This window comes from Pseudomonas fitomaticsae (assembly GCF_021018765.1).
Lineage (GTDB): Bacteria > Pseudomonadota > Gammaproteobacteria > Pseudomonadales > Pseudomonadaceae > Aquipseudomonas > Aquipseudomonas fitomaticsae.
In genome coordinates this window covers 112,453-133,970 of sequence record NZ_CP075567.1, presented here as the reverse complement: position 1 = coordinate 133,970, position 21,518 = coordinate 112,453, and the positions used below count along the sequence as shown (strand labels likewise).

Sequence of the window (21,518 nt, the reverse complement as noted above, 5' to 3'; positions counted from 1 at the left end):
TGTAACCCCGACGCAGCCAAATCGTCATCCACCGCGCCTATCGTGAAACTCCCGTAATCGCCTTGGGAGACTCGAAATGGCTCAGCCTTACGAAGAACGCAACAGCGCCGCGAAAACCCGTCGTCAGCAGGAAGACCAGCGCCGCATGGAATTTCGCCGCGCCATCGAAGATCGCTTCGAACTCCGCCAGCTTCAGGCCGAAATCGGCGATTTTCCCGAGGACATCAATCACTGGCAGGCAGCGCCGGCAGCTTCCCGTCGAAGCGCTCAACCAGCGCGCTGATCTGCACCCGTTCGCTGCGGATAAACGCCAGGAAGGCGTGCGCCACCGGTGACAGCCGCTTGGCTTTGGCTTGCACCAGGCACCAACTGCGAAACAGCGGCAATTCTTCGACCGGCAGCTCCACCAGGCCGCCGGTCGCCAGCTCCAGGTTCAGGGCGTGGCGCGTCAACAGCGCCAGGCCCAGACCCGCCACCACGCATTCACGCTGGGCCTCGGCCGACGCCACTTCCTGGGTCTGGGTGAAGTGCACGCGCTTCTCCTTGAAATACTCCTCGCAGGCCAGTCGTGTGCCTGAACCGGGTTCGCGGATCAGCAGGGTGTAAGGTTCCAGATCCTGCAAGCGCAGCGGGCCCATGTGCGCCAGCGGATGATCCGGCCGCGCCACGGCGACGATCGGGTTGTTGAGGAACGGCAGGAATTCGAGACCCATGTCCTGCGGCACCATCGACATGATTACCAGATCGTCGCGGTTGTCGGAGAGCCGGCGGATTACCTGGCCACGGTTGACCACCGTCAGTTGCAAATTCACTTCCGGATGCTGGCGCTTGAACGCCGCGAAGAGGTGCGGCACGAAGTATTTGGCGCTGGACTCCACCGCCAGCTTCAACTGGCCCTGCAGCGAGCCCTGCATGTCCGAGAGCTGCATGTCGAGGTTTTCCAGGCGGCCAAAGATGTCCCGGCTGGCGCGCTGGAGTGCTTCGGCGGCCTCGGTCATGTAGAGTTTTTTGCCGACGTAATCGAATAATGGCTGGCCGATCAGCTCTTCGAGCTGACGAATCTGTAGGCTGACGGCTGGTTGTGTGAGCGACATTTCCTCGGCAGCGCGGCTGTAGGAACGTAAATCACACACTTCGTTGAAGATCTGCAATTGACGCAATGTCATACGCATCAAGGACTTACGCATTTTCTACCGACTCTGGCCGCGGGCTGATGCGTTGACTATAAGTCTTTACTTATGCCTGACCCAATTTTTATTCATTTTTGTTAATCCCTTGGCAGCGCTAGTGTGGAGCCGAGACCAGATTGAAACATTTGGTCACGTGCCGACCTGGGTCTAGCAGGTCGTGGTGCCACCGGCTCAAGGGAACCTCCAAGTGATAACAAAGATCCTGATCGCCAACCGTGGTGAGATTGCCGTACGAATCGTGCGTGCCTGCGCCGAGATGGGCATCCGCTCGGTCGCGATATACTCCGACGCCGACCGGCATGCCTTGCATGTGAAGCGTGCGGACGAGGCCCACAGCATCGGTGCCGAGCCGCTGGCCGGTTACCTGAACCCGCGCAAGCTGGTGAACCTGGCCGTGGAAACCGGCTGCGATGCACTGCACCCCGGCTACGGTTTCCTCTCGGAAAACGCCGAGCTGGCGGACATCTGCGCCGAACGCGGGATCAAATTCATCGGCCCGTCGGCGGAAGTCATCCGCCGCATGGGCGACAAGACCGAAGCGCGCCGCAGCATGATCAAGGCCGGTGTGCCGGTCACGCCGGGCACCGAAGGCAACGTCTCGGGCATCGAGGAAGCATTGAGCGAGGGCGACCGCATCGGTTACCCGGTGATGCTCAAGGCCACTTCCGGTGGTGGCGGTCGCGGTATCCGTCGCTGCAACAGCCGCGAAGAACTTGAACAGAATTTCCCCCGGGTCATTTCCGAAGCCACCAAGGCCTTCGGTTCGGCGGAAGTGTTCCTGGAAAAATGCATCGTCAATCCCAAGCACATCGAAGCGCAGATCCTCGGCGACAGCTTCGGCAACGTCGTGCATCTGTTCGAACGTGACTGCTCGATCCAGCGCCGCAACCAGAAGCTGATCGAAATCGCCCCGAGCCCGCAGCTGACCCCGGAACAGCGCGCCTACATCGGCGACCTGTCGGTGCGTGCGGCCAAGGCCGTGGGCTACGAGAACGCCGGCACCGTGGAGTTCCTGCTCGCCGAGGGCGAGGTGTACTTCATGGAGATGAATACCCGGGTGCAGGTGGAACACACCATCACCGAAGAAATCACCGGGATCGACATCGTCCGCGAACAGATCCGCATCGCCTCCGGGCTGCCGCTGTCGGTGAAGCAGGAAGACATCCAGCATCGCGGTTTTGCCCTGCAATTCCGAATCAACGCCGAAGACCCGAAGAACAACTTCCTGCCGAGCTTCGGCAAGATCACGCGCTATTACGCCCCCGGCGGACCTGGCGTGCGTACCGACACGGCGATCTACACCGGCTACACCATTCCGCCGTTCTACGACTCGATGTGCCTGAAACTGGTGGTCTGGGCGCTGACCTGGGAAGAGGCCATGGACCGTGGTCTGCGCGCGCTCGACGACATGCGTCTGCAAGGCGTGAAGACCACCGCCGCGTATTACCAGGAAATCCTGCGCAACCCGGAATTCCGTAGCGGCCAGTTCAATACCAGCTTCGTTGAAAGCCACCCTGAACTGACCAACTACTCGATCAAGCGCAAACCCGAAGAGCTGGCCCTGGCCATCGCCGCCGCCATCGCCGCCCACGCAGGCCTGTGAGGAATAGAACAATGACTAAAAAGATTTTCGTAACCGACACCATCCTGCGCGACGCCCACCAATCGCTGCTCGCCACCCGCATGCGCACCGAAGACATGCTGCCGATCTGCGACAAGCTCGACAAAGTCGGCTACTGGTCGCTGGAGTGCTGGGGCGGCGCAACGTTCGACGCCTGTGTGCGCTTCCTCAAAGAAGACCCGTGGGAGCGTCTGCGCCAACTGCGCGCCGCGCTGCCCAACACCCGTCTGCAAATGCTCCTGCGCGGTCAGAACCTGCTGGGCTACCGCCACTACAGCGATGACGTGGTTAAAGCGTTCGTCGCCAAGGCCGCGGTCAACGGCATCGACGTGTTCCGCATCTTTGACGCGATGAACGACGTGCGTAACCTGCGTGTGGCGATCGAAGCGGTGAAGGCTGCCGGCAAACACGCCCAGGGCACTATCGCCTATACCACCAGTCCGGTGCACACCATCGACGCGTTCGTCGCCCAGGCCAAACAAATGGAAGCCATGGGTTGCGACTCGGTGGCGATCAAGGACATGGCCGGTCTGCTGACCCCATACGCCACCGGTGAACTGGTGCGGGCACTGAAAACCGAACAGTCGCTGCCTGTGTTCATCCACTCCCACGACACTGCCGGTCTGGCAGCCATGTGCCAGCTCAAGGCTATTGAAAACGGTGCCGACCACATCGACACCGCGATCTCCAGCTTCGCTTCGGGCACCAGCCACCCTGGCACCGAATCGATGGTTGCTGCGCTCAAGGGCACCGAGTTCGATACCGGTCTGAACCTGGAGTTGCTGCAAGAGATCGGCCTGTACTTCTACGCCGTGCGCAAGAAATACCACCAGTTCGAAAGCGAATTCACCGCCGTCGACACCCGTGTTCAAGTCAACCAGGTGCCGGGTGGGATGATTTCCAACCTGGCCAACCAGTTGAAAGAGCAGGGCGCTCTGAACCGCATGGGCGAAGTGCTGGCGGAGATTCCACGCGTGCGTGAAGACCTCGGCTTCCCGCCGCTGGTGACCCCGACCTCGCAGATCGTCGGCACCCAGGCGTTCTTCAACGTGCTGGCCGGTGAGCGCTACAAGACCATCACCAATGAGGTGAAGCTCTACCTGCAAGGCGGCTACGGCAAGGCGCCGGGCACCGTGAACGAGAAGCTGCGTCGCCAGGCCATCGGCAGCGAAGAGGTGATCGACGTACGCCCGGCCGATCTGCTCAAGCCGGAAATGGCCAAGCTGCGTGCCGATATCGGCGCATTGGCCAAGTCCGAAGAAGACGTGCTGACCTTCGCCATGTTCCCGGACATCGGTCGCAAGTTCCTCGAAGAGCGTGCCGCCGGCACCCTCACCCCTGAAGTACTGCTGCCGATCCCGGAAGCGGGCAAGGTGGCCTCGGCCGGCGGCGAAGGCGTACCGACCGAGTTCGTCATTGACGTGCATGGCGAAACCTACCGCGTGGACATCACCGGTGTCGGCGTCAAGGCCGAAGGCAAGCGTCACTTCTACCTGTCCATCGACGGCATGCCGGAAGAAGTGGTGTTCGAACCGCTCAACGAATTCGTCGGCGGCGGCAGCAGCAAGCGCAAGCAGGCTTCGGCACCGGGCCATGTCAGCACCACCATGCCGGGCAACATCGTCGATGTGCTGGTCAAGGAAGGCGACACCGTCAAGGCGGGCCAGGCCGTGCTGATCACCGAAGCGATGAAGATGGAGACCGAAGTCCAGGCTGCGATTGCCGGCAAGGTCACCGCCATTCACGTTGCCAAGGGTGACCGGGTGAACCCGGGCGAAATCCTGATCGAGATCGAAGGCTGAGATAACGGCCTCGATACAACGCTTTAAACCTCGGGGGAGCATGTGCTCCCCTTTTTTTGCTTTCAAGATGCTGCCGCAACGTGCGGCAGCAACCCGTCCGGACTCAGAACGCCATTCGCCACTGCCCCGATACGCCGTGGTTTCGGCTGTCGGTACCGATCTCACCCGACAAGCCAACACCGAGTGTGTGGCTGGACGAGACGGCCAGATCAAGTCCGGTGTCGAGCGTCAGGCTGTTGCGATCCAGTTCGGCGCCGTAAACCGTGAAGTCTTCAGTTTCGGTGACCAGGCGTTGGCGGGTGCTGGTGTAGGTTTCGCCATAAACGTGTTTCCATCCCGCGCTGAATCGTGGGGTGAGGCGCATGCCGTTATCCAGCGTGCTGATTTTCGCCATGCGCAGGCCGACGGTGGTGTTGAAGTTGCCCTGGGATTGAGCGTGAACCTTGAGGGCCGCATCCCCGCCTTTCTCGGTGTAGCCGTCGCGCTGGTAGCGTTGGTAGCCGAGGCTGGCAAAGGGTTCGATGCTGACGTTGGCCCGACCCAGGTTGTATCCCGACTCGATGAACGCTTGCTGGGTGCTGGCCTGGTAGTTGCCCTTGAGTCGGTCATGGAAGCGGCCGAATGCGACTTCGCGGCGGGTGCTGCCTTCGTGACGGCTCCAGGTTGCGCCGAGCCGAAGTGAAAACGGGCCGGTCTGGCTAAGGGCGTAGGCGCCCAGGTGCCAACTGTCGAGATCGCCGTCCAGCTCGTTGCTGTCGATGCGCGTGTCGGAGGTGCCGCCCATCAAGCCCAGATGCCATGTTTCATCGAGGCGCCAGTCCGCGCCGAGCAGCAGTCCTTTGGTGGAGTGCTGCATCGGTTCAAATTCGCGATCAAGTTTCCCGCTGTGGCCAAGGGCTTGCAGCCAGACCCTGCCGGTGTCTGCGTTGCCGGTCGTATGGCGTGGTGAGTTTCCCGGTGAGTCGTGGGCATTGTCGAGTTGATGCATGGCTGACAGCAGGCTGGCGCTGACCGGCGTGACACTGCTCAGGGTCGCATTGGCGAGTTTGGCATTGCTGCCGCCCGCCAGTTGAAAGTAGGCGAGGGTGGCCGTGTATTCGTCGGCAGCGAGCAGGGCGTCGATGGCTGCGTTGCCTGAAGTGGGCACCTCTTTGGATTCGGGGGTTGCTGGCGCTTCGGTCAGAACGGGTTGTGCTGGAGGCGTTGGTTTTTCAATGCTTTCTTCGAGTGCACTGCCGCTCTTTGTAGTGGCGACTCTCTTGGCGTGGAGGTCATCGGCTGCATGAAGTGGCGGGGTTGGAGTCTCAGTGCTGGTAGGGAGGGCTTGCGGTGGTGGAGCAATCTTTTCCTCACTCACTGTTTCTGCCATGAGAAGCGGAGCAGGTTTCACCTTAGGAGGTGTGCGCGGGCTCCTGGTTTTCACCTCTTTCGCGACGGGCGCGTCCGGCTCCGGCTGCTCCGCCAGAGAAAATTCTACGCAACCGACTGCCAGCGCAACCGCCAGGACAAGATGTTGGAGCTTGTATTTGCATTGAATGGGCATTCAGTTCGTCTCATGTGAAAAGAGAACAAACTGTAAAAGTCGGTGCCGGTGCGCCGATGCCGGGCAATTCCGAACCGTGTGCAGGTGATGGCGTCTGCGTTTGTAGCTCGGTCGTCGGCGGGAGGCGAGCCCGCCATGATTACCCAACCATCCAGACGCCTTTACCTACAACTCGCGCTGAAATCCGGATTGGCGAAATCTCAAAAACTCATCTGCCACTGCCCGATCAACCCGTGATTACGGCTGTTGCTGCCAATCTCGCCGCTGTATCCCAGCCCCAGCGTATGTCGCGCGGATATGCCCAGATCCAGCCCCACTTCCAGCACCAGACTGTCACGATCCAGCGAGCTGCCATCGACGCTGAACGCCGTGCCGCCCACGACAAATGCCTGACGGGTCGAACTGCTGACATCGCCGTAGGTGTGCTTCCAGCCGGCGGCCATCCGTGGAGTCAGGCTCATGCCATTGTCCAGCGAGCTGAGGTGCGCCAGGCGTACGCCGAAGGTACTGCTGAAGTTGTCCTGGGTCTGGCTGTCGACCTGCAAGGCCGCCGCGCCGCCCTTTTCCTGATAGCGGTCGCGGTGATAGCGCTGGTAGCCGAGGCTGGCGAACGGTTCGGCGCTGAGCCGGCCAGTGCCCATGGCGTAGCCGAGTTCGGCGAAGGCTTGCTGGCTGTCGGCGTCGTAATCGCCTTTGGGGCGATCGCTGAAACCATTGAACGCGATGGTGCGCTTGCTTTCGCCCTGATGACCGCTGTAGGCGGCGCCCAGGCGCAGGGCCAGCGGGCCGTTTTGATGCAGCGCATACACACCGGCGTGCCAGCTCTCGACATTGCCGTCGACACCGGTGGCGTCCAGGTCAGTCTTCGAATAGCCGCCGAGCACGCCCAGACGCCACTGCGGATTGAGTGCCCAATCGGCACCGAGCACGCTGCCTTTGGTGCGTTGTTCCAGACCGCTGCTGCCGTGTTCGCCATCGAGCTTGCCGTAGCCGCCGATGGCCTGCAGCCAGAGTCGGCCCCGGGCGTTCGGATCATTCAGGTTTCGCGCTTCGGACGGTACGCCGTTGGCGGCGAGGATCGGCGTATCACGCTGATCGAGGCCGACCATCAAGCCTGGGCTGCCACCCATTTGCTGCATCACCGAGAGCATGCTGCTGCCGACCTGGCTGCTGGCGCCGAGGGTGGCGCTGGTCAGGTTGGCGTTGCTGGCGCCGGCCAGTTGCTCGATGGCCGCGCCTGCACTGCTTTGAGTGGTGTTGAGCAGGGCGTTGTACAGCGCGTTGTTCTTGCCCATCGAGGCCAGGCTGTTGGCGGCATTGCTGCCGTTGCCGGTGGCGGCGAACTCATTGAATACCACGTCATTGCGGGTGTAAGTCAGGTCGACCTGCGTTGGCGTGTAAGCGAGGGTCGGCGTGAGGAACGCGTAGTCGCTGGTGACCGCGCCGAACGTGCCGTTGATCCGCGCAGCCTGCAGCACCGTGTAATGGCTCTGCCACGGATAAGTGCCGCTGCCGGGATTGACCGCCAGCGTCGCGCCGTTGAGGTTGGCCGTGCCGCCGACCTGGACCGGCGCGCTGCTGCCATCGGCGTTGACGCCGTAGGCGAGGGTGGATGCGCTGCCCATGCTCAAGTCGTGCACGATGGTCGCGGTGCCGAGGCGGGTGTCAGTGCGTAATGTGCCGTTGACGTTGAGGTTGCCCACCGACCCACCGCCGGCATACACGCCGCCGGTGTCCACTGTGAGGTTGCCGGCGATACCGCCCTGGTTGATCAACGTGGCGCCGTTGCGCACGGCACCACCGTCGCTGAAATCGCCGCTGCCGGTCAGGGTCCAGGCGCCTTGCTTGACCTCCAGCCATTCGAAATTACGGCTGTTACCGAAGCTACCGCCCGCCGCGTCGTCCATCACCACGCGGTCATAACCGGTGCCGCCATCGACCACGCCGACAAAGCGGCTGCCGTTGCGTAGTGTCAGGCTGTCGTTGCCACCACCCAGGTCCAGCGCCAGGCCATTGCTGCCGCTGATCGTGCCGCCGTTGATCACGCTGTCGGCGAACTCACCGACGAACTTCACGCCAAAACCGTCGAGGCCCTGGATGGTGCCATAGTTCTCCAGTGTGGTGGCCGCCAGCCCCGAACCGCCGCTGCCGTCGTCCACCAGAATGGCGCTGTTGGCGCCACTGATCAGCGCGCCTTTGGTGTTGAGAATGTAACCGCCACCCAGCGCGATGCCTTCACTGCCGTTGGCGAAGCCGCCCTTGTCCACACCGCCGGCGCCGACGCCTTGGATGGTGCCGTAGTTTTCGATGTGGGCGATCTTGTCGATGTCCACGCCGTCGCCATCGCCGTTGGGTTGCAGCCCGGAATAGGCGCCAGTGATGGTGCCGTGGTTGATCACCGTGCCGTCGCCATCGGAACCGAAACCGGAGCCGTTGCGCCCGGTGATTTGCCCGTAGTTGACCAGCGTTGCCCCCAGGTCAGTGGTGATGCCATGGCGCCCGCCGGATATCACGCCGTAGTTGGTCACGCTGACACCGGTCGCGGTGTCGATATCGATGCCGTCGAACTTCTCGTCGGCGTTGTGCGAGTCGCCGGTGGAAATCTCGCCGTAGTTGCTGATGGTCGCATTGGCGCCGGTTTTCATGCCGTCGCTGGCGTCGCCACGAATCAGCCCGCCCGCGCGGTTGATGATCGTGGTTTTGACCCCGTCGCTGCGCAACGCATCCAGATCCAGGCCTTGGCCAGTGGTTGAGCGAATGGTGCCGCTGTTGTCGATCAACAGGCTGCCGCTGACGAAGTTGCTGTCGATGCGAATCGCGTCGTTGGAGCCGAGAATCTGCCCGCCGCTGCGGTTGTAGATGGTGTAGTTGCGTGCCTGGTTCAGGTCGCCACTGCTGTCGATGGCCCGGCCGCCCGTGGAGATGATCTTGCCAGCGTTGTCGATGATTACGCCGGCACCGCTGGTGCCGTCCTTGAGGCTTACAGCCTTGCCGCTGTTGGTGATGCTGCCCGGCGCCGAAATTGTCAGCGTGTCGCTGCCGCCCAGTGTCTGCGACGCGGTGGTGGCGGTGTCGATCTGCACGGTCTTGCCGTGGGCGGCACTGGTGGCGATCAGCAGGGCAATGGCAAACGACAGGCGCTGGGGCAGGAAGGGCATGAGGTGAACGTCCTTTTTGTTATAAGCGGGGGCGTTCTGTATAGCGGAGGGTTTTTACAGAATGATGTCCATGGCGGACTCAGCGGCATCTGCATTATTTTGCGTCTATTTCGAGGGTCTATTCCTTAGTCTGCACTTTATTGCAGATTAACAAGTCTCTCGTTCTTCTGAAATGCACTATATTGCACTTATAGTTCACCAAACGACCGAAACAATGCATTTAATTGCAGATGAGAGCCGCATGCACAACCTGACATTGCAGATATTCGACGCCGGCAAATGGGACGACGCGATGGTGTTGAGTTTCGACTCGCCCGAAAAAGGCTTCGAAAGCCGCTGCAGTTTTGGCTACGAGTCGGCGTATCTGGTCGAGAACATTGAGGCCATCGGCTCCCCTTTTTCCAAGGCCGTGAGTGCGCTGTTCCCCCTTGATTGGGAAGGTCGGCGATCCATCACGCCCGCATTCGTGCATGACATCGCGCCGGCAGGCGCCGCTAAAAGGTTTCTTCTCGCACGTCTGGGGCAGGAGAAACCTGCAGGCATCAGTTCCGATCTTTATCTGCTCGGTCGCTGCACTCCGGCTCCGATCGGCAACATGCGGATAAAAGAATCGGCCGAGGCTGTCGACGAGCGCAAGCCCATCGGGTTTCAGCGTCAGGAGGTCGTCAGCCGTGACCACCGGTTTCTTGAGTATGCCTATGAAATGGGGGCTGCGATTGGTGGGGCGACAGGGGCCGGAGGTGAGGCTCCCAAGATTCTTCTGGCGGAGGATCACGCCGGTCTTTTGTACCCCGATGCCGTGCTGGATGATGAAAACGTCCATCAGCACTGGTTTGTGAAGTTCGCCCGGAATAAGGGAAGTCAAACCGATCAAGACATCCTGCGCAGCGAATTCCACTACTACCAGGCGCTTCAGGCACTGGGCATCGAAACCGTCGCGGCAGAAGGCCTGGCGTTAGAGGAAGCGAACAAACCCAGCTTGTGGATGCAGCGTTTTGATCGCCAGTTGACGAGCCGTGGGGTAGAGCGTTTTGCCGTGGAGTCGATTTACTCACTGGCCGAAGTGACGACGCCGGGAAGCGCGATGAACCATATGGATGTCATTCGCATGCTCGCCGGACTCTGGCGCAATGCGGGACAAGCGGATCAGATTCCGGCACTGGTGGCGGACTATTTACGTCGGGACCTGATCAACAAAATTCTTGGTAACTCGGATAACCACGGTCGCAATACCGCAATCATTCGTGACGAGGGCTCGTATCGTCTGGCCCCCATTTATGATCTGGCCCCCATGGTCATGGATGAAGAAGGTGTGACCCGCACGACCAAATGGCCAAAAGAGCTGGAGAGGGCGGGAGATGTCGATTGGCGAGGGGTTTGTCGCGCATTGGCGGATATTTCCGATCCGGATGATCCATTGGCAGGGTTGTCCGACGCGCCGGAGTCTTTCGAGCGCCTGCGTGAAGATGCGCAGTGCCTGGCCGAGTTGCCGGACATTTTGAGCGCCAGCGGTTTGCCTGACCGGACAATGAATCATCCGGGCGTCCACCTGAAAAACCTGGAGCAACGATTGAAAGAGTGGGATCTGAGATGAGCATGACCGTCGCCGAGCGCACCGTGCTCATCGAAAGCATTCAAGAAGCGCTGGCTGAAGGAACCGTAGAAATCGGTGAAGCCGTTCGCCGTTTACGCGTGGAGGTGACCGGGCTGCATCAGACCCAGTTCGCGAAGATGTGCAAGATTTCGGTACGCACGCTGGTGCACATCGAACACGGCGAGGGTAATCAGACACTGAAATCCCTGAATGCCGTGTTCCGCCCGTTCGGGCTGAAAATGGGCGTGGTACGGGTTCGGCGAAACAACAGCTGAACCCGCTACCTGCTCAATGTCGAGTAAGTTTCAAGCGCGGCACTCAACCAACCCCTTCACCTGCCCATCCGCCGTCTGATTCTCATCGCTCAACCAGCGTTCGAACCCAGCCGCAATCGCCGGCCATTCCGAGTCCAGAATCGAGTACCACGCGGTGTCGCGGTTCTGGCCCTTGACCACCATGTGCTGGCGGAACACACCTTCGAAGCTGAAGCCCAACCGCTCGGCCGCGTATTTGGAGCGGGCGTTGCCGTTGTTGCATTTCCATTCGAGGCGGCGGTAGCCGAGGGCGAAGGATTCTTTGGCCAGCAGGTAGACCGCCTCGGTGCTTTTCGGCGAGCGCTGCATCGGGGCGCCGAAGGTGACGTGGCCGATTTCGATGCGGCCCTGGGCCGGGACAATTGACATCAGGCTGAGGATGCCTTGCACCTGGCCGCTGGCGCGGTCGATGACGCTGAAGAAATACGGATCGCTGTGGACGGCGTGGTTGTTCAGCCAGTCATTGAAGGCGCTGCGTTCCGGAAACGGGCCGTAGGGCAAATAGTCCCAGAGTTTCGGGTCGGCGCCGGGGCCTTGCAGGGCGTTGAACAGGTCGTCGCCATGGCGCGCCGGGTCGAGTTTTTCCAGGCGGATGAAGCGGCCTTCGATCAGGGTGGTGGAGGGCGGCGGCACGCCTTTCCAGTCGGCGAGAGAAATCGTCATGCACGTGGCTCCTTAAATGGCTTTGCGAAACTGGATGAAACCCGGGCGTTCGGCGATGCGCTCGTAGAGCTGGATCGCCGTGGCATTGGTTTCGTGGGTCAGCCAGTGCACCTTGCAGCAACCGTCGGCCTTGGCCGTGGCGTAAACGTGTTCGATCAGCAGGCGGCCGACGCCGGTGCCACGGGTTTGCGGCTCCACCAGCAGGTCTTGCAGGTAGCAGGAGTTTTCGATGCTCCAGTTCGAACGATGGTAGATGAAATGCACCATGCCCACCGCTTTGCCGTCGGCCCAGGCGAGGGCGGCGTGGGTCGGTTCGTTCGGGTCGAGAAAGCGCTGCCAGGTGCTCTGGCTGACGGCGTCCGGCAATTCAGTGTTGTAGAAGCGCAGGTAGGCCTGCCACAGCGGCAGCCAGGCCGCGTGATCGGCGGCGCTGACCGGGCGGATGTCGATCTGACTCATGGTGATTTCCTTAACGCATCAAGTGAGCGAGGGTTTGATCGTTGATGTCGGGGCTGGCGGCCAGGCCTTCGCGTACGCCGGCGATGTCTTCGGGGCTGCGGTTCTGGCTGAGCTTGCGCTTGCCTTCGAGCCGGTCGATCGGAATGGCGAACCCGACGATGGCCTTGAGCATGCCGTCGATGTAATCGGCCGGGGCATCGTCGACCGACCATGGCTGGGCGCGGCCCGCTTCATGGCGATCGGTGAGGGTGCTGACGATGTCCAGCAGCCGACCGCCATCGCTGAAGGTTTCGGCATGACCGTAGGCGTGTACGGCGACGTAGTTCCAGGTCGGCACGACTTTGCCGTGTTCGGCCTTGCTCGGGTAAAAGCCCGGGCTGACGTAGGCATCGGCACCGGGAAAAATCAGCATGGCCTCGGCGCCGTCGCGCAGGTCTTTCCACTGCGGATTGGCCTTGGCCAGATGCCCGTACAGCGTGCCGTTCGGACCTTGTTCGCGATGCAGCAGCACTGGCACATGACTGGCCTGCAAGCCTTGTTCGCCGTGGGTCACCAGAATGGCGAGGCGGGTGGCGAGGATCAGTTCGTGCAGTTGGGACAGGTCGTCGATGGCAAAGGCGCGGGGCGTGTACATGGAGAAAATTTCCTTGGCGAATGGCTGCATCGTAGGCAGGCTATTGGTCTGTTGTAAGAGCCATTGATGACCAATTTCATAGGTCCATTGTCATGCCCGATTCGACCACGCTGTCGCTGCCGTTCAACCCCGCCGGTATCGAACTCGACCGCCGCAAAGGCCTGAGCCGTCAGCTCTACCAGGCCTTGCGCCTGCGGGTGCTCGACGGGCGCCTGGCCAGCGGCACGCGCCTGCCGGCCAGCCGCGATCTGGCGGCAGCGTTGGGGATTTCCCGCAACAGTGTGGTGCGTGCCTACGATCAGCTGTATGCCGAAGGTTTCATTGAAGGCCGGGTCGGGGACGGCACTTATGTGGCGCAGTTGCCGCAATCGGTGGCGCCCGCGAAAAAATTATCCACAAAAGTATCCACAGGGTTTTCAACAGGCTTACCCACAGCCTTATCCACAGCTTCAGCCAATTCCACTGGGCATTTATCCAGCAAAGTTATCCACAGTGGTGCGATGCAACGGCTTGAACAGAACCATTTGCCGACGCCGCCGAGTGGTCCGCCACGGGCTTTCAGGGTGGGGGTTCCGGCGTTCGACCTGTTCCCGTTCGACGTCTGGGCCAAGCTGAATGCGGCGTTCTGGCGTAAACCCGACTTGCAGCAACTGTGTTATGGCGACCCGGCGGGCGATGCGCGCCTGCGCGGTCTGATCGCCGCTTATTTGCGCAGTTCGCGTGGCATGCAGTGTTCCGCTGAGCAAATTGTGATCACCAGTGGCGCGCAACAGGGAATCAGCCTTTGTGCACAGTTGCTGGTGGAGCCGAGTGATGGCGTGGCCATCGAAAATCCTGGCTACCGGGCGGCCGGTCATGCATTTGCGGTGGCGGGCGGACGACTGCACGGCATCGCGGTGGACGAGGAAGGCATGAATTGTGCGGCGTTGTCCGTCGCCGGCGATTGTCGGGTGGCTTATGTAACCCCATCTCACCAATACCCGACCGGTGTGGTCATGAGTCTGGCACGGCGTCTGGAGTTGCTGGCCTGGGCCGAGCGCACCGGGGGCTGGATCATCGAGGATGACTACGATGGCGAGTATCGCTACACCGGCGCGCCGCTGGCTCCGTTGGCTGCGCTCGATCGGCAGGGCCGTGTGCTCTATGTCGGCACTTTCGGCAAAGTCGCGTTTCCTGCGTTGCGACTGGGGTATCTGGTGCTCCCGCCGGGACTGGTGGAAGCCTTTGCTCAACGACGCGCGGTGGATGTGCGGCATTCCGAAGTGAGCACTCAGGCGGTGATGGCCGAGTTCATGGCGGCTGGTCATTTTCAGAGGCATATCCGGCGAATGCGCCGCGCCGCCCTGAGCCGGCGTAATGCCCTTATCAACGGTTGGCCCCAGGGTTTGGCGGGTGTTGGTGAACTGCCGGCCGTGTCCGCCGGACTGCATCTGACGGTGGCGGTCGACAGCGTGGCTCGCGAACAACAATTGATCGAGCAGGCGGCGAGGGTGGAGGTGGAAGTCCACGGCTTGAGCAAGTACTGGCTGCGGGACTCGACGACGCCGATGGATCAGCGCGCCGGTCTGGTGCTGGGATTTGCCGCAGTACCGGAGCCGGCGATCGAGTCAGCTCTGGCCCGCTTGCGTCAGGTCTGGCTCGGATAGTCGCGACAGGCCGCATGCCGTCGCGACCTGTGAGCATCAGCTGAAGAACAGCGACGAAGCCAGCGCGTGACTGATCTCGCTGCGATAAATGGCGATCAGTTCCTGACCTGCATTGTCCTGTTCGATGGCGCCTCCCAACCGTCTTTGTGCAACGGTCTTCAAATGCGCGGCGGTAAACGATCCGACGGGATCCGCCGTACTGGCGTAGTGGAAATGGGCGTACCACAGTACCTCGCGGGTTCTGTGATCGAGCACCTCGTACTCGTCCAGATAGTCTTTCCCGGGCCCTTTGAGTCGACGCCGGGTGGTGACCTTGGCGATGTCCACTTCGCCCTCGCTTTTGAGCCACTCTACCCGTGCCGCCGTGGGTGGTTGTTCCTTGATCATTCTGATGCGGGTGTTGCGGCCTGTCTCATGAAGCGTGGTGACTGCGCTCTCGAGAGCATTGCGCAGGGTGACGGCTGCGTCGTTTCGCTCCTCCGTGCGGTTGCTGGCGAGCAGCGACTGATCGATGTGTTTGATGACTTCCCGCAAGCGTGCGGCATGCTGCTGGTAGAGGTCCTGAATCTCGGCCGGAATTCTGGGCGCGCGTCTGATCTGAGCCTGTATGCGTCTGTCGAATTCCGCGAGCCCGTCGAGTAACGCCTGGCCGCTGGCCAGACTGTCCGCCAGTCTGGGTGCGGGTCTTTGCGGTACGGGGCGAGAGGTGACTCTGCGCAGCCACACACCCGGCGTTTTTTCATGGAAGGTGGCAATGACTTTGCCGGTCAGGGGGGCCTTGACGTCAACCAGCCCTGTGTCCCTGCCGTCTGCGCCTTTGCGCGGCTCACCGACGACTGTGCCTTTGAAGCGGGTCTTGATGATCTTTTTCGTGGGCGTCGTGACGGGGCGGGATGGGCCGGGTGTCGGCTCGACGAGGCGCCGTTCCTGCAGAAGACGGGTGAGATGGTTCAGCGTGTCTTGGGCGAATTCGGCAACGCGGGTGCGTACATGTTCCAGCCGATCGGCAATGATGTGCTCGGGATGCTCGGCAGCCAGGTCGATGAAGCGCTGGTCGATGGCGGAAAACTGTTGGGCCAGGGTGTCCATGGCCTCGATCCGTTCTCCGAGATTGAGCAGGCTTTCATCGCCGCTCAGATCCAGAGCACTGCGGATGTTGAGGCTGGCGTCGTCGATCAGTCGATCGAGTGCCATCTGGGCGTCAAGGCTTGGGGCGGGCGCTTCTTTCAGGCACAGGTGTTCCGCCAGTGTGATCTGCAGCAGTTTGAGATCACTGAGTGTGAAGGGCGGCAGTTTGGCCTTATAGACACGAGTGACCTCGCAGGCTTCCCTGCCCAGCAGGCTGAGCTCCTGGAAGCGCGAATTGGCGAGCTCGATTTTTTCGATCATGCCCTGAGTCATGTCGGTCATGCGGGTAAAGGATGCCGAGCGTTCAGGGCCCGGTGTGGGTGGTTCTTCGTCCAGCAGCGTCAGCGTGGTGCGCAAGCCATCGCGAAAGTCCACGGAGTGCTCGTTAAGCCAGGACTGCATCAAAAACAGTTGCAGCGACAGGCGTTCGACCATGGCGGAGCGGTAGTTCGGAACGGGTTCCAGCGCATTCAGGGCCTTGAGGTCCTGGGTGTGGGTGGCATATGCCCGGATCTGGGTATCCAGGGTGTCGAGAAAGTGCTGGCGTGCCGCCGCCGCAGTTTGTGGTGTGGCGCCCAGCATCGCCTTGCGTACGTTGATCAACTCTTGCTGTTTGTCCCCCAGAGTGGCTTCGAAGGCGGCCAGCGCGACTTTTTTCTGGTTCAGTCGCTGCTTGTTCTCCTGCTGCATTTTTTTCCGGCGGCTGCCCAGTCCTCCTCCCCGCAGGCGCAATCGCAGGTCGATGAACCACTGACCCTTTGCGTCATGGGTCAGCAGCGGCCCCGTACGAATGACCTCTTGGCGCGAGTCGATGATCTGCATCAGATCATCATCGTTGATGGACACCTCGAACCAGCGCTCGCCCACGGGTGCGTACCACTTCGCTGCGTGGCTGTAGAGGTGTTGGTGCGGTCCCGCATTCTCGGGCCCGATGAGCGATGCCGGCTTCTCGACCTTCAGTGTGTCGAGGAGCATGCCGAGTGACGGTTTTGACCGGCTCAGGGCACCCACGGTGACCAGTGACGTTTCATGTGCGGATGGAAAGCCCGCACCACCAATGTCCGCAAGGCGTGTGATCTCGGGTTTGAGCGGTACGGGCATTTCTTTTGGCACGGTGACCGTTCGATGTTGTGTCTGTCGGTTGGACGCCGCCTTGTGGGCGAGGATCATGCCCAGCGTGAGCAACACATCGGTCAGGGCCGACCATTCGATGGTTCCCGGTGTTTCGTTTTGCGTATCGATCAAGGCCTGCAGGTCATCCATGATCTGCCAGATCCACGCGGCAGTGCCCATGCTGCGGCCCAGGAATGGCAAGGCTGCGTTGAACAACATCCAGCCACCGTGCTTGAGCGTTGCCCAGCGGGCTTCGGCGTTGGACACGGACTGACGGTCGGCCTGGGTGATCATGGCCTGAACATTGGCATTGAACAGCGCTGTCGCCACATCCGCTTCGAGGGCATTGTCGAGCGCCAGTGAGACCGGCCCGGTCATGTCCAGCGCGACAGTCGGGTCGACCAGCAATTGCGGGAGCGTCCATACCGACATCAGCGTGCCGGGAAACACGTACTGGGAATAATTGAAGCGCACGTCGTCAGGCAACCAGGCCAGTACCGATTGCCGGAGCGAACGGGAGTGCTGGATCGCATACAGCAAATTGGTCTGGCCCGGATACTGGATCAGTGGCGGGTCGAGCAACGGTCGATAGAGCAGGCACGGACCCTTGTCGGCCTCCTCGGGGCCAATGATGAACATGTTGGCCACGGTGTCGGTGCTGCTGTTGATGCGATGGGCCTGGAATGCCAGCGGGCGGACCACGATCCTTTGACCATTCACCAGCCGGTCACCGGGGGCCGTGGCGAGGGCTGCGACGACATAGCGATAACCTTGCTCATCCAGGCCTCTCTCTTTACGGATCTTGCATTGCAGCGCCAGCAACGCCAGTTCGATCGGTAACTGATCGGTGTACAGCTTGCGCAGGGCAGGTGCCTCGACCGGATCTTCGATCAGCCGGCGCTTGAGCATGGCGGGGTAGACATTGCCGATGTCCACCGTGGTCACCAGGGTCTCGAGATACGACGGGGTCATCCAGCCCGGGAGGGGTGAGCCGTCCACATGGCGGACGGTTTTGATGCCCGTCGGCAAACCGGCGAGGTTCTGCAGCGCCAGTTCGATGAGCGTCAGCGTCAGGGTCTCTGTCTGTCCCGGCACGACGAACGTACCCCACACGACCAGGCTGGTGATGGTGATCTCGATGTTCTCGACCCGGATGTCGAGTGTCGTCGGATGATCCTTGCGAATCTGCGCAGTCAACTGCGCCACGGTGTAGGCGTGGAGCGTGGGAATCTCGCGTTGAAAGGATTTTCCACGGGTGAGGTTTTGCAGGATTGCCAGGTCCAGCAGGTGCCGGCTGAAACAGGTCTGGTCGGCGGTGGAGGCACTGTCCAGCCAATCGGGAAGCAGCGGCCGCAGCTGTTCGAAATCAGACGTTGCCCGCTCGTTCGCTGTCAGGCTTTCGCCGACGGGGAGGACTGAGGTATCGCTTGCGTGCAGTGACTGGCCGAATGCGCCGATAACGTCCGCATCCAGCGCCAGCAGCGTGCAGGCCTGATGATCGAAGAAGTTGCCATCGGGTTCGAACAGTCGCCACTTCAGGCGGCTCGCGCGGGTCAACGGAGTCAGCAGAGCAGGCAGTGCATTGCCAAGGGCATCGTATGAATCGAAATGGCGAAACCCTTGGGTGACAGAACAGGTGGTGATGATCGTGCGCTGACCCGAAGTGCCCGTCAGAACAGCGATCGGCAACACAGCCAAATGACGGTCTTGCGTATTGTCATTGCGGTCGATATCGATCAGACACGCACGTGTCTTGTAAGGGTCGTTTTGCAGCCGCTGTCGCTTGTCGGGAAATCGGTACACGGTTCTGGCCATGGCCAGTCGTTCGGCGTCCCATCCTTGTGAATCGACGACGTTCCACTGCTCCCGCAAGGCATCCGACAGCTGATACCAGCGTGGCTCATCCGTTGCGGTGGCGGTATTCCAGTAGGCGAGTTGCTGCTCCTGGTACGCCACGAACAGAAGTGCTGCGAGTTCGTTGACCAGGCGACCCACGGCTTCGATCTTTACCGGCAGATGAATGACCGGTCCGCTCCCCGGTTGTCGCGTCAGAAAGTGTTCGCCATCCAGCCAGGTCACGGTAGTGCCATGGACACCCAGACGCACCAGGACGTCAGTCAGTGATTCGAACTGCTCAGGTCCGGCGACGACGCGATCCTCTTCGATGCTCCAGCCGGGAGTGACGACCATTGCCAGTTGCGGGTCGATGTCGAGATTCGGGTACAGGGCCTTCAGCGCCGGGCGCAAGGCATTCGATGCTGCGTCCCTGAGTGAGGGGCCGGACAGCAGCCGGGCTTGCAGATCGATGATGTCGGGGCGGGGAGTTTCAGGCATGTCCGTGTCCTTGTTTGTCGGTAGCGGCGCTCTCCTGCAACGCCGGGATCGGGACACGTTAAAGGTTTGCCGGGGACAGGGTGCGGTACATGGATACCGCAAAAAAAAGACCCGCGAAGGCGGGTCTTTTCAGTGGCTGACGTCAGGTGCCGGACTTGATCTTGGTCCAGGCTCGGGTGCGTGCCCGTTCCGCATCGCGCGGCAACGGTTGCAGGGTGTAAAGCGTGTTCATCGCCGCATCGGTCGGGTACAGATTCGGGTTGTTGCGAATCGCCGGATCGACCTGCGCAGTGGCGTCCTTGTTCGGGTTCGGATAGCCGACAAAATCGCTGACCGGCGCAATCACCTGCGGTTGCAGCAGGTAGTTGATGAAGGTGTAGGCGTCCTGCGGGTTTTTCGCGCCTTTCGGGATGGCGAGCATGTCGAACCAGATCGGCGCACCTTCCTTCGGCAGGCGCATGTCGACCACCACACCGTTCTTCGCTTCTTTGGCGCGGTTGGCCGCTTGCGAGAAGCTGCCTGAATAACCGACCGCGACACAGATGTCGCCGTTGGCGATATCGGCCATGTACTTGGACGAATGGAAGTAGGTCACGTACGGACGAATCTTCATCAGCAGCGCTTCGGCCCTGGCATAATCCGCCGGATTCTTGCTGTTGGGATCCAGGCCAAGGTGTTGCAGGGCCAGCGGCAGGATCTCCGACGGCGAGTCGAGCAGGGCGACGCCGCACTGCTTGAGCTTGCTGATGTTCTCTTCCTTGAAAATCAGGTCCCAGCTGTCCACCGGCGCGTTGTCGCCCAGCGCTGCCTTGACCTTGGCCGGGTTGAAGCCGATCAGGATGGTGCCGTACATGTACGGCACGGCGAACTTGTTGTCCGGGTCATTGGCCTCGATCAGCTTCATCAGTTTCGGGTCGAGGTGGTTCCAGTTCGGCAACTGGCTGCGATCCAGCGGCTGGAACACCCCGGCCTCGATCTGCTTGGCGAGGAACACGTTGGACGGCACCACCACGTCATAACCGGAGTTGCCGGTCAGCAGCTTGGCCTCCAGTGCTTCGTTGGTGTCGAAGATGTCGTAGACCAGTTTGGTCTGGCTGTTCTGCGCCTTGAAATCTTCCAGTGCCTTGGGGGTGATGTAGTCGAACCAGTTGTAGACGCGCAGGGTGCGGTCTTCCGCGTGGGCGCCGCTGCTCAGCAGCGCCGCGCACAACGCTGGCGCGATGAGGTGCTTGAGTCTGTTCATTGTTCGAAACCTTCAAGCACGTTCACCGCGTTGATGCCGATTTCTTCCACCGCGTAGCCACCTTCCATGACGAACAGGGTCGGTTTTCCGAGGGCCGCGATGCGTTTGCCCATCGCCAGGTAATCCGGACTGTCGAGCTTGAACTGCGAGATCGGGTCGTCCTTGAAGGTGTCGACACCCAGCGACACGACGATGATGTCGGCACCGTAGTTGTCGATCTCCTGGCAGGCCTGATCCAGCGCCGCGCTCCAGACGTCCCAGCCGGAACCGGCCGGCAGTGGATAGTTGAAGTTGAAGCCTTCACCGGCGCCTTCGCCGCGTTCGTCTTCGTAGCCGAGGAAGAACGGGAATTCCGCTTCCGGGTGGCCGTGGATCGAGGTGAACAGCACGTCGCTGCGCTCGTAGAAAATCGATTGGGTGCCGTTGCCGTGGTGGTAGTCGACGTCGAGGATCGCGACCTTCTTGTGGCCCTGATCGAGGAACGCCTGCGCGGCGATGGCGGCGTTGTTGAGGTAGCAATAACCGCCCATCAAATCACCGGCAGCGTGGTGTCCCGGCGGACGGCACAGGGCGAAGGCACCACGGGCGCCGCGCTGGATTTCCGCTTGTGCGGTCAGCGCCACTTGGGCTGCGCTGTACGCCGCTTGCCAGGTGCCGGCGGTGATCGGTGCGCCGCCGTCGAAGCTGTAATAGCCGAGCTGGCCGTGCAGGCTGGTCGGTTTGACCTGACGCAAGGTGCGCGCCGGCCAGGTGTAAGGCAGCAAGTCGCCGTCGGTGTTGAATTCGGTCCAGCGCGCCCAGGCGCCTTTGAAGAAGTCGAGGTAATCGCGGCTGTGAATGCGCTCGATCGGCCCGAGGCCGAAATCCTTCGGCGCTTCGACCGGGCCGAGGTTTTGATTTTTTACCCGTTGCAGCACGTGGTCGGCGCGCGACGGCATCTCGAAGCAGGGCTTGAGCTGCCCGTCGATCAATTCGCAGCGGCCATGGTGCAGGTGGTGATCGTCAGAGTAGATCGTCAGCATTTGTTGTTCTCCGCAGGGGCTGATTCGGTTGCCTCCAGTGTTGCGGCGCTGGGC

The 21,518-nt window shown here is 61.3% G+C and carries 15 protein-coding genes; 6 read left to right on the top strand and 9 right to left on the bottom strand.

Features of this window, described 5'->3' with window-relative positions; translation table 11 throughout:
• Nucleotides 1-76: 76 nt before the first annotated feature.
• A complete protein-coding gene (locus tag KJY40_RS00615) occupies nt 77-283 on the top strand; it encodes a PA3496 family putative envelope integrity protein (RefSeq protein WP_007954251.1) in 207 nt (68 codons plus the stop codon).
• On the opposite strand, the gene KJY40_RS00610 is transcribed toward KJY40_RS00615, so the two are convergent.
• Nucleotides 225-1,187, bottom strand: a complete 963-nt coding sequence (locus KJY40_RS00610; RefSeq protein WP_039765068.1) for a LysR family transcriptional regulator — start codon at nt 1,185-1,187, stop codon at nt 225-227. The genes KJY40_RS00615 and KJY40_RS00610 overlap by 59 nt on opposite strands.
• A gap of 190 nt (nt 1,188-1,377) precedes the next feature.
• On the opposite strand from KJY40_RS00610, the gene KJY40_RS00605 reads away from it, so the two are divergent.
• Nucleotides 1,378-2,793: an acetyl-CoA carboxylase biotin carboxylase subunit gene (locus KJY40_RS00605; protein ID WP_007954255.1), complete on the top strand. Its 1,416-nt coding sequence runs from the start codon at nt 1,378-1,380 to the stop codon at nt 2,791-2,793.
• An 11-nt stretch (nt 2,794-2,804) separates the two neighbouring features.
• Nucleotides 2,805-4,613 (top strand): sodium-extruding oxaloacetate decarboxylase subunit alpha, encoded by a 1,809-nt coding sequence (oadA, locus tag KJY40_RS00600; protein WP_230734337.1) that lies wholly within the window; start codon nt 2,805-2,807, stop codon nt 4,611-4,613.
• Nucleotides 4,614-4,716: 103 nt separating this feature from the next.
• Here the strand turns inward: oadA and KJY40_RS00595 are convergent, their stop codons facing one another.
• Entirely contained in the window at nt 4,717-5,760 is a 1,044-nt protein-coding gene (locus KJY40_RS00595; RefSeq protein ID WP_407681980.1) for an autotransporter outer membrane beta-barrel domain-containing protein, read from the bottom strand.
• 596 nt (nt 5,761-6,356) lie between these two features.
• Complete coding sequence (locus KJY40_RS00590) at nt 6,357-9,314, bottom strand: autotransporter outer membrane beta-barrel domain-containing protein (protein WP_230734335.1); 2,958 nt, start codon at nt 9,312-9,314, stop codon at nt 6,357-6,359.
• A 241-nt stretch (nt 9,315-9,555) separates the two neighbouring features.
• Between KJY40_RS00590 and KJY40_RS00585 the strand changes: the two genes are divergently transcribed.
• Together KJY40_RS00585 and KJY40_RS00580 are read left to right on the top strand one after the other, a co-directional pair.
• Nucleotides 9,556-10,908 (top strand): HipA domain-containing protein, encoded by a 1,353-nt coding sequence (locus KJY40_RS00585; RefSeq protein ID WP_230734332.1) that lies wholly within the window; start codon nt 9,556-9,558, stop codon nt 10,906-10,908.
• Nucleotides 10,905-11,183 carry a helix-turn-helix domain-containing protein gene (locus KJY40_RS00580; protein WP_064379753.1) on the top strand — a complete coding sequence of 93 codons (279 nt, stop codon included), beginning with the start codon at nt 10,905-10,907 and terminating at the stop codon, nt 11,181-11,183. Before KJY40_RS00585 ends, KJY40_RS00580 begins: the two co-directional genes overlap by 4 nt.
• Nucleotides 11,184-11,213: 30 nt before the next feature.
• Here the strand turns inward: KJY40_RS00580 and KJY40_RS00575 are convergent, their stop codons facing one another.
• Genes KJY40_RS00575 through KJY40_RS00565 form a run of 3 tightly spaced genes read right to left on the bottom strand, consistent with a single transcriptional unit; the run spans nt 11,214 to nt 12,978 of the window.
• Nucleotides 11,214-11,885, bottom strand: a complete 672-nt coding sequence (locus KJY40_RS00575; protein WP_230734331.1) for a GNAT family N-acetyltransferase — start codon at nt 11,883-11,885, stop codon at nt 11,214-11,216.
• Between the two features lie 12 nt (nt 11,886-11,897).
• Complete coding sequence (locus tag KJY40_RS00570; protein ID WP_011336633.1) at nt 11,898-12,344, bottom strand: GNAT family N-acetyltransferase; 447 nt, start codon at nt 12,342-12,344, stop codon at nt 11,898-11,900.
• 10 nt (nt 12,345-12,354) lie between these two features.
• Nucleotides 12,355-12,978, bottom strand: coding sequence for an FMN-binding negative transcriptional regulator (locus KJY40_RS00565; protein WP_230734329.1), 624 nt, complete (start codon nt 12,976-12,978; stop codon nt 12,355-12,357).
• Nucleotides 12,979-13,070: 92 nt separating this feature from the next.
• On the opposite strand from KJY40_RS00565, the gene pdxR reads away from it, so the two are divergent.
• Nucleotides 13,071-14,624 (top strand): MocR-like pyridoxine biosynthesis transcription factor PdxR, encoded by a 1,554-nt coding sequence (pdxR, locus tag KJY40_RS00560; RefSeq protein WP_230734327.1) that lies wholly within the window; start codon nt 13,071-13,073, stop codon nt 14,622-14,624.
• Between the two features lie 36 nt (nt 14,625-14,660).
• Here pdxR and KJY40_RS00555 read toward each other — a convergent pair whose 3' ends face one another.
• The 3 genes from KJY40_RS00555 to KJY40_RS00545 all read right to left on the bottom strand — a co-directional run bounded on the left by KJY40_RS00555 (nt 14,661) and on the right by KJY40_RS00545 (nt 21,464).
• Entirely contained in the window at nt 14,661-19,256 is a 4,596-nt protein-coding gene (locus tag KJY40_RS00555; protein WP_321576982.1) for a dermonecrotic toxin domain-containing protein, read from the bottom strand.
• Nucleotides 19,257-19,341: 85 nt separating this feature from the next.
• Nucleotides 19,342-20,442 (bottom strand): polyamine ABC transporter substrate-binding protein, encoded by a 1,101-nt coding sequence (locus KJY40_RS00550; RefSeq protein WP_230734325.1) that lies wholly within the window; start codon nt 20,440-20,442, stop codon nt 19,342-19,344.
• Nucleotides 20,439-21,464 carry a histone deacetylase family protein gene (locus KJY40_RS00545; protein WP_007954279.1) on the bottom strand — a complete coding sequence of 342 codons (1,026 nt, stop codon included), beginning with the start codon at nt 21,462-21,464 and terminating at the stop codon, nt 20,439-20,441. Before KJY40_RS00545 ends, KJY40_RS00550 begins: the two co-directional genes overlap by 4 nt.
• Nucleotides 21,465-21,518: the final 54 nt, after the last annotated feature.

Bases quoted from the DNA above. Each gene is read 5' to 3' on its own strand.
- KJY40_RS00615 (WP_007954251.1), top strand. From the start codon at position 77: ATGGCTCAGCCTTACGAAGAACGCAACAGCGCCGCGAAAACCCGTCGT.
- KJY40_RS00610 (WP_039765068.1), bottom strand. From the start codon at position 1,187: ATGCGTAAGTCCTTGATGCGTATGACATTGCGTCAATTGCAGATCTTC.
- oadA (WP_230734337.1), top strand. From the start codon at position 2,805: ATGACTAAAAAGATTTTCGTAACCGACACCATCCTGCGCGACGCCCAC.
- KJY40_RS00590 (WP_230734335.1), bottom strand. From the start codon at position 9,314: ATGCCCTTCCTGCCCCAGCGCCTGTCGTTTGCCATTGCCCTGCTGATC.
- KJY40_RS00585 (WP_230734332.1), top strand. From the start codon at position 9,556: ATGCACAACCTGACATTGCAGATATTCGACGCCGGCAAATGGGACGAC.
- KJY40_RS00580 (WP_064379753.1), top strand. From the start codon at position 10,905: ATGAGCATGACCGTCGCCGAGCGCACCGTGCTCATCGAAAGCATTCAA.
- KJY40_RS00575 (WP_230734331.1), bottom strand. From the start codon at position 11,885: ATGACGATTTCTCTCGCCGACTGGAAAGGCGTGCCGCCGCCCTCCACC.
- KJY40_RS00570 (WP_011336633.1), bottom strand. From the start codon at position 12,344: ATGAGTCAGATCGACATCCGCCCGGTCAGCGCCGCCGATCACGCGGCC.
- KJY40_RS00565 (WP_230734329.1), bottom strand. From the start codon at position 12,978: ATGTACACGCCCCGCGCCTTTGCCATCGACGACCTGTCCCAACTGCAC.
- pdxR (WP_230734327.1), top strand. From the start codon at position 13,071: ATGCCCGATTCGACCACGCTGTCGCTGCCGTTCAACCCCGCCGGTATC.
- KJY40_RS00550 (WP_230734325.1), bottom strand. From the start codon at position 20,442: ATGAACAGACTCAAGCACCTCATCGCGCCAGCGTTGTGCGCGGCGCTG.
- KJY40_RS00545 (WP_007954279.1), bottom strand. From the start codon at position 21,464: ATGCTGACGATCTACTCTGACGATCACCACCTGCACCATGGCCGCTGC.